The 8,116-nt window shown below is 72.6% G+C and carries 5 protein-coding genes and 1 pseudogene; 2 read left to right on the plus strand and 4 right to left on the minus strand.

Annotation, left to right across the window (positions count from 1 at the left end):
• From KBX53_RS14320 to KBX53_RS14335, 4 genes are all read right to left on the minus strand, one after another.
• Positions 1-904: formimidoylglutamate deiminase (locus KBX53_RS14320; RefSeq protein ID WP_210859711.1), on the minus strand; the 904-nt coding region annotated here is incomplete at its 3' end.
• 256 nt (positions 905-1,160) lie between these two features.
• Complete coding sequence (locus KBX53_RS14325) at positions 1,161-2,363, minus strand: allantoate amidohydrolase (RefSeq protein WP_210859713.1); 1,203 nt, start codon at positions 2,361-2,363, stop codon at positions 1,161-1,163.
• Positions 2,360-4,018: a urocanate hydratase gene (hutU, locus tag KBX53_RS14330; RefSeq protein ID WP_030331256.1), complete on the minus strand. Its 1,659-nt coding sequence runs from the start codon at positions 4,016-4,018 to the stop codon at positions 2,360-2,362. Before hutU ends, KBX53_RS14325 begins: the two co-directional genes overlap by 4 nt.
• 16 nt (positions 4,019-4,034) lie before the next feature.
• Positions 4,035-4,886 (minus strand): MurR/RpiR family transcriptional regulator, encoded by an 852-nt coding sequence (locus KBX53_RS14335; RefSeq protein ID WP_030331255.1) that lies wholly within the window; start codon positions 4,884-4,886, stop codon positions 4,035-4,037.
• Between the two features lie 200 nt (positions 4,887-5,086).
• On the opposite strand from KBX53_RS14335, the gene KBX53_RS14340 reads away from it, so the two are divergent.
• A complete protein-coding gene (locus KBX53_RS14340; protein WP_210859715.1) occupies positions 5,087-7,060 on the plus strand; it encodes a trypsin-like peptidase domain-containing protein in 1,974 nt (657 codons plus the stop codon).
• Positions 7,060-8,116 (plus strand): annotated as a pseudogene (locus KBX53_RS14345) (hypothetical protein); the annotation flags it as partial. The gene KBX53_RS14340 and the pseudogene KBX53_RS14345, both read left to right, overlap by 1 nt.

Below are 8,116 nucleotides of genomic sequence, written 5' to 3' on the forward strand. Positions count from 1 at the left end.
GGCAGAGGCACACGCCGGTCCGGCTGTCGGCGAGCAGGGCGAGGTCCGCGCTGGTCGGGTGGGTGGCGTGGACGGCTGTGGTGTTCGGCCCGAGCACGCCGTGCTCGGCGAGCAGCGCGGTCGGCGAGCGCCCGTGCACCGCCCGGCACTCGTCGTTCTCGGCCGGCTGCTCGGAGAGGTGCACGTGCAGCGGCGCCTGCCGCTCCCCGGCCCACTCGGCGACAGTGCGGAGCTGGTCGGCCGGGACCGCCCGCACCGAGTGCACAGCCGCGCCGACCCGGACGTGCGGGTCGGTCGGCTGGAACGCCGCGGCCCGTTGTGCCCAGCGGGCCGCGTCCCCGTCGCCGAAGCGGCGCTGCGGCCCGGCCAGCGCCTGGCCGTCCACCGTGGAGGTGAGGTAGGCGGTGTCCAGCAGGGTGTGCCGGATCCCGGCGTGCGCGGCGGCCTCGACCAGCGCCGCGCCCATCTCGTTCGGGTCGTCGTACGCGCCGCCGCCGGGCCGGTGGTGCAGGTAGTGGAACTCTCCCACGCAGGTGACCCCGGCGAGCGCCATCTCCGCGTAGACAGCGCGGGCCAGGGCGAGATAGGTGTCCGGATCCAGCCGGTCCGCGATGGCGTACATCTGGTCCCGCCAGGTCCAGAAGTCACCCCGGCCGCCGTGGGTGCGCCCACGCAGCGCCCGGTGGAAGGCGTGCGAGTGCGCGTTGGCGAGACCGGGCACCGTCAGGCCGGGCAGCGGTACCGCGTCGGGGTACACCTCGACCCCGGCCGGTGGCCTGCTGCTGGGGGTCAGTGGCGTCACCGCCGCGATCCGGCCGGCTTTGACCTCGATGAGCACGTCGGGTGTGGGTTCGGCGTGCTCGGGCAGCCAGGCGTACTGGGCGAGCCAGCGGGCGGTGGTCATGCTCCTCGCTCCCTTTGGAGCTGAATCGTCTGCGACATCAGCGGCCGGGATGATGTCGACGGCTCGGGTGACATCCGCGGCCGGGGCGCTGTCGACGGTTCGGGTGGTGTCAGCGTGTGGGGCGCGAGGGCTGATTCGTTTGCGACATCAGCTCCAAAGCACGACGGCAAGAGGTGCCGACCAGCGCCGCGCCGCAGACCACGCACCCGCGCTCGCCGGAGATCCGAGGCCCCCGGCGACCAACTCGCCAGCTCGTTCACGCGCATGTCAGCTCCTCCAGCACCTGGGCCAGCGCCCGTACCCCGGCCGCACAGTCATCGTCCGTCGCGGCCTCGGCGGGGGAGTGCGAAATCCCGGTCGGGTTGCGCACGAAGAGCATCGCGGTGGGCAGGTGCCCGGCGAGCGCCCCGGCGTCGTGCCCCGCCCCGGTGGGCAGCACCGGAGCGTCGAGCAGCGTGGCCAGCCGCTTGGCCAGCCCACCGTCGAAGGCGACCAGTGGAGTGGCCGACTCCTCGGTGACTGTCACCTCCGTACCGTCGCGGCGGGCCCGCTCGGCGAGCTTGCCGCGCACCGCGTCGATCAGCCCGGTCAGCGTCTGCGGGTCGGCGGCCCGGGCGTCCAACCAGCCGGTCACCTTCGACGGGATCGCGTTGGTGGCGTTGGGTTCGACGGCGACCCGGCCCACCGTGGCGTGCGCGCCGCGCAGCCGGGCCTCCTTGTTGGCGGCCAGCACCGTGAACGCGTAGGTCAGCATCGGGTCGCGCCGGTCGGCCATCCGGGTGGTACCCGCGTGGTTGCCCTCGCCGACGACGTCGAAGCGCCACCTGCCGTGCGGCCAGATCGCGCTGGCCACCGCGACCGGCGCGTCCGTGTCGACCAACGCGCGGCCCTGCTCGACGTGCAACTCCACGAAGGCGCCGAACCGGCCCAGCAGCTCCGGGCGGGCGCCCGCCGGCCGGTCGCCGAGCGCCTCGGCGAAGCTCACCCCGGCCGCGTCGCGCAGGCCGGCCGCGCGCTCGGCCGACAGCGCGCCGGTGAGCAGCCGCGACCCCAGACACGGTACGCCGAAGCGCGCCCCCTCCTCCTCGACAAAGGCACCCAGCACCAGCGGCCGGGCGGGGGTGACGCCGGCGGCGCGCAGCTCGTCCACGGCGAGGAACGCGCTGACGATGCCGAGCGGCCCGTCGTACGCCCCGCCGTGCGGCACCGAGTCGAAGTGGCTGCCGGTGAGCACCGCGTCCGACGCCTCCGGGTCACCCCAGTGGGCGAAGAGGTTGCCGTTGCCGTCCTCGGTGACCGGCATGTCCCGACGCTCGGCCTGCGCGCGGAACCAGGCGCGCAGCTCCCGCTCCGGCTCGGTCAACGCGTACCGCAGGTAGCCGCCGCTGTCGGCGTCCCGCCCGACCGGCGCGATCTCGTCCCACAGCGCCCGGAACCGGGCCGAAAGGTCGTCGCTCACGCCGGTCCGCCCTCGGTCATCGGCACCCGGACGCCGGTGCGGTCGGCGACCTCGCGGGCGCTCTCGTAGCCGGCGTCGACGTGCCGGATGACACCCATCGCCGGGTCGTTGGTGAGCACCCGCTCGATCTTCTGACCGGCCAGGGCGGTGCCGTCCGCCACGCACACCTGCCCGGCGTGGATGGACCGGCCGATGCCCACCCCACCGCCGTGGTGAATGGACACCCAGGACGCGCCACTGGCCGTGTTGACCAGGGCGTTGAGCAGCGGCCAGTCGGCGATGGCGTCGGAACCGTCGGCCATCCCCTCGGTCTCCCGGTAGGGGCTGGCGACGCTGCCGGTGTCCAGGTGGTCCCGGCCGATCACCACCGGGGCGGAGAGTTCGCCGGAGGCGACCATGTCGTTGAACCGCACGCCCGCCAGGTCCCGTTCGCCCTGGCCCAGCCAGCAGATCCGGGCCGGCAGGCCCTGGAAGGCGACCCGCTCACCGGCCAGCCTGATCCAGCGGGCCAGCGACTCGTTCTCCGGGAACAGGTCGAGGACGGCCCGGTCGGTGGCCGCGATGTCGGCCGGGTCGCCGGAGAGCGCCGCCCACCGGAAGGGACCCCTACCCTCACAGAACAACGGCCGGATGTACGCGGGCACGAAACCCGGGAAGTCGAAGGCGCGCTGATAGCCGGCGAGTTGCGCCTCGCCCCGGATCGAGTTGCCGTAGTCGAACACCTCGGCGCCGGCGTCGAGGAAACCGACCATCGCCGCCACGTGCCGGGCCATCGACGCCCGGGCCCGCTCGGTGAACTCGGCCGGCTTGGCCGCCGCGTACTCCCGGGCGTCGGCCAGCTCCACCCCCACCGGCAGGTACGACAGCGGGTCGTGCGCGCTGGTCTGGTCGGTCACGATGTCGATCTCCACGCCCCGCACCAGGAGTTCGGGGAAGACCACCGCCGCGTTGCCGACCACACCGACGGAGAGCGCGCGCCGGTCCCGCTTCGCGGCGAGCACCCGCCGCACCGCGTCGTCGAGCGAGTCGGCCACCTCGTCCAGGTAACGGTCGTGCACGCGGCGGTCGAGCCGGGTGCGGTCCACGTCCACGATCAGGCAGACGCCGCCGTTCATGGTGACCGCGAGTGGCTGCGCGCCGCCCATTCCGCCGCAACCGGCGGTCAACGTCAGCGTGCCGGCGAGAGTGCCCGCGAACCGCTTGGCGGCCACCGCCGCGAACGTCTCGTAGGTGCCCTGAAGGATGCCCTGGGTGCCGATGTAGATCCACGAACCGGCAGTCATCTGCCCGTACATGGTCAGGCCGAGCTGTTCGAGGCGGCGGAACTCCGGCCAGGTCGCCCAGTCGCCGACCAGGTTCGAGTTGGCCAGCAGCACCCGGGGCGCCCACTCGTGGGTGCGCATGACCCCGACCGGGCGGCCCGACTGCACCAGCATCGTCTCGTCCTCGCGCAGGTCGGTCAGGGTGCGGACCAACGCGTGGTACGACGGCCAGTCGCGTGCCGCCTTGCCGGTGCCGCCGTAGACCACCAGGTCGTCGGGGCGCTCGGCCACCTCGGGGTCGAGGTTGTTCATCAACATCCGCAGGGCGGCCTCCTGCTGCCACCCGCGGGTGGTGAGCTGGCTGCCTCGTGCGGCACGAATGGGCTGGGTCATCTCTGGTCTCCTCCGGTCAACCGAGGAACAACTGTCGGCGGGCCGCCGAGGCTTCGAACGCCTCCAGTCGGCGCTGGGTGTCGGCCGGCGCGGCATCGCAGATCGCCTGCAGCAGCACCATGGCCAGGGTCATCGGGGCGGTGTGCAGGTCGAAGACGAGCTGCGCGCCCACCGCGGCGGCGAGCACCACGTCGGCGTGCTCGGTGGCCGGGCTGACCGGTGAGTCGGTGATCGCCACCACTGTCAACCCGGCGTCGCGGGCGTCGCGCAACGCGTCCAGGGTTTCCCGGGGGTAGCGGGGCAGCACGAAGGCGAGCACGGCGCTCGCCCCGGCCTCGGCGGCCTGCTCCAGGCGGTCGGTGAGCAGGCTTCCCCCGTCGTCGAGGACGCGCACGTCCGGGTGCACCTTGGCCGCGAAGTAGGCGAAGTACGCGGCCAGCGGTGCGGCGGCGCGCAGGCCGAGCACCGGCAGCGGACGACTCGCGGCGAGCAACCGCCCGGTTTCGGCGATCCGGTCCCGGTCGGCGAGCTGACCGGCCAGTCGGTCCAGGTTGTCCATCTCGGCGCGGACCGCCTGCTGGAGCTCGTTGCCGGCGTCCGCCGACCCGCCCGGTGCGGTGGTGGTGAGGTCGCGCAGCCGGCGGCGCAGCGCCGGGTAGCCGTCGTGGCCGAGCGCGACGGCGAACCGGGTGACCGACGGCTGACTGACGCCGGCCAACTCGGCCACCTCGGCGGCGGACAGGTAGGCCACGGTGGGCGCGTGCTGCACCAGACAGTGCGCGATCCGGCGCTGGGTGGGGGTGAGCCGCACCCCCTGGAGCAGGTCGAGCACCTGCTCGGCCGGTGCCCCGACAGCTCCTTCATTCACACGGTGACTCTATGCATGAAAACTTTCAATAAGCAACAGGCGTCACACGTCGCTTGCCGGCTGGCCGGGGAACCCCTTGACGGGCTGGGAAAGTGCGCCTCGCGGGCCCCGTCAACCGGCTGTCGGGCCGACGACCACCAGGGCGGCGGACGAGCGCGCTCTCTGTAGTATCCGCACGGCGGTTGAGCAGAGGAGTGCGCATGCAACCGGTTGGTCCGTACAGGTTCACCCACATGCTGGGCACCTGCCCGGCCGGTAAGGCATGGGCAGCCATCGACGGGCAGGGCCGGTTGGTGACGATTGCCGTGCTGAACGCGGCCGTCGCGGACGCGCCGGGCTGGCGGGAGGCCTTCGTCGGCACCGCCAACGGGTTGGCGCAGGCGCCCGGCGGTCAGACCTTCGCCTACGCCGACTTCTCCGCGGCCGAGCCGTGGGTGGCGTACCCCGCGGAGGCAGGCCCGGGCGCGGAGCGACTGTTCCGGGCGCTCGGCCAGGACTACCAGCCGGTGCCCACCGAGGGCGTTCCCGCCGCCCCGGTCTCCGGCATCCCGCAGCAGGTTTCCGGCGTGCCGCAGCAGGTGTCGGGCATCCCTCAGCAGGTGTCTGGTGTGCCGCAGCAGGTTTCCGGGATCCCGCAGCAGGTGTCCGGCGTCCCGCAACAGGTGTCGGGTGTGCCGCAGCTGACCTCGGGCCCTCCGCCGGCGCCCTGGGCGCTGCACGCCGGCCCGCCGGTGGCGCCCAACCCCAACCCCGCGCCCACGCAGCCCGCCACCGACGAGCCGCAGCCGCCCGCCGTCGGACCGGTGGACGCCCCGCCACCGCACGATCCGTTCGCCGCGCCGGTGCGACGGATCCAGCCGTCGGCCCCACCGAAGCGGCGCACCGGCCTCTGGGTCAAGGTGGCCGCGCTCGCGCTGGCGGTGGCGGTGGGCAGCGGTGCGGCGGTCTGGGCGCTCGCCCCCGACGAGCCGACCGACCCCGACATCCCGCCGACAGTTGGCGCCACCGCGTTCCCCACTGCCGCCGCCGTCGACCCGCCACTGAAGCCATGGGCGCAGGCCGCCACGTACAGCCCCGAGGAGCGCGCGTTGGCGGTTGCCGCGCCCGCGCTCGTCTTCGTCGAAACGGTCTTCACCGGCTACGTCCGCGACGCCAGCACCAACGCGCCGATACGGGCCACGCCCATCACCTTCACCCGCAGGTGCAGTGCCTTCGTGGTCACCCCGGACGGGCACGCCCTCACCAGTAGCGCGTGCGTCAAGCCCACCCAGGAAACCGCCCGGCAGATCGCGCTCGACACGGTGGCCCGGATGCTCGTGCGCGAGCAGACACTGGTCCCCGCGCAGGTCCAGGAGTACATCCGGACCAACATGGGCAAGACGAAGTTCACCGGCATCGATCCGGGCACCGAGCCCGGTACCGAGATCCACGGCCAGCTCAACACCGCCAAGGGCAACCTCACCACGGAGCCGGCGATCCCGGCGCAGGTCGTCCGGGCGCTGCCGCCCGACACCGGCAACAGCGCGCTCATCAAGCTGGGCCGGGGGAGCCTGCCGGTGGCGGAGCTCAACCCCTCGGCGACCCTCACCGACGGAAGTTCCCTGCTGATTGTCGGCTTCGCCACCACCGATGACGACTTCCGCACCGCAACCTACGGCCCAAAGTCGAAGCTCGTCGGTATCACCGGCACCGGGCGGCGGGGGTCGGCGTCGATCTCCCGCATCAACCAGGATCTCGGAACCACGTCCCACGGCGGTATCGCCCTGGACGCGAGCGGCCGGGTGGCGGGGATGATCGACCAGGATCAGGCTCGCCCCGACAGGGCAAATCGGGTGATTGTCCCGTCGTCGAGCCTGAACGCGCTGATCGGCGAGGCCGGAACCGCCAACAAGCTCGGTGACTCCGACAAGCTGTATCGCAAGGCCCTGGACGCCTACTTCGCTGGTCAGCACTCGGCGGCGATCACCCAGTTCGACGCGGTCGCGCAGGCATCCCCCGGCAACCTGCTGGCGAAGGCGTACCGGCAGAATGCCGTGGAACGGCAGCAGAACGAGTCCGAGCCGAGCGACCAGTCGGTCTGGCTGATGGCGTTGCTCGCCGGTGCCGGCGGCGCCCTCTTCGTCGGTCTCATCGTGCTCGTGGTGATGCTGGTCCGACGCCGTAGGGACGTGTGATGAACGGTTCCATCCAGAGCATGGCCCCGCCGACGGACCGGCCCGCCCGGCCCATCTCGGGGCTGCTCTCCACCGCGATCGTGGTGGTCGTCGGCGCGCTGCTGGTGCATGTGCTGCTCGAAACCTGGGCCCAGGTGCTGAGCGGGCCGACGAGCGTGGATCCGCGCGCCAACCTCGACGGCTCGGCCCAGTGGCCCAAGCAGCTGAAGACCGTCCTCTACCTGGGGCTCGCCGGGCTGACGGTGGTCAAGGTCGCCGTCGATCGGCTGTGGCACCGGTTCCTTACCGGCGCCGACCTCGCCCTGGTGGTGCTGGGGCTGGTGATGGTGCTCGCCGGTCTGGTGAACGACTCCTCGATGTCCCTGATGGGCGAGGCACTGTTCGTCTACTTCCGTGGCGTCATCGTCTTCTACGCGCTGCGCGCGGCCGACCTGAACTCGATGATGATCCGTCGCCTGCTCATCGTGGTGGCCGTGGTGGTGAGCGTCAACGTTCTGCTCGCTCTCGTCCAGATGGTCGTGGGTGAGCCGGCCTACCGCGTACTCGGCTGGGTGGACCTGACCTGGTCGGAGCAGAGCCGCGCGCAGGGGCTGCTGTCCCACCCGAACCACCTCGGCCACGTCCTGGGGCTGACCCGGCGGGCAGCGAGACGTCCCCGCCAGCTCCGCCGGCGGCGGCCACGGCCAAGCCCTCCCCGACGGCCACCCCCCGGCCAGACGGCGGCTCGACCGCGTCAGGTGGCCCCAAGACCTCGGCGAAGCCGTCGACGTCGCCCGGGACCAGCGGATCCGGCGGTCCGGGCGGATCGCCGGGCGCGGCCACGCCGCAGCCCACCCACTCGCCCGCGCCGGTCCGCGAGATCCGGGTGCTCTACCTCCAGCAGGCAGGGAAAATCCTGCCGCGTCAACCCCTTCTCGGCTTCGGTATCGGCCAGTTCGGCGGTGTGGTCGCCGAGAAGGACAATCCGAACTGGCACAAGAACCCGAAATTCGGCCCGGGTGGCTTCAACCGCTACGGCTTCCAGGCGGTTCAGGTGGACTCCTTCTGGCTGCACCT

Origin of the sequence: Micromonospora sp. M51 (assembly GCF_018070305.1) — a bacterium.
In the GTDB taxonomy this organism is placed as follows: Bacteria; Actinomycetota; Actinomycetes; order Mycobacteriales; family Micromonosporaceae; genus Micromonospora; species Micromonospora parva.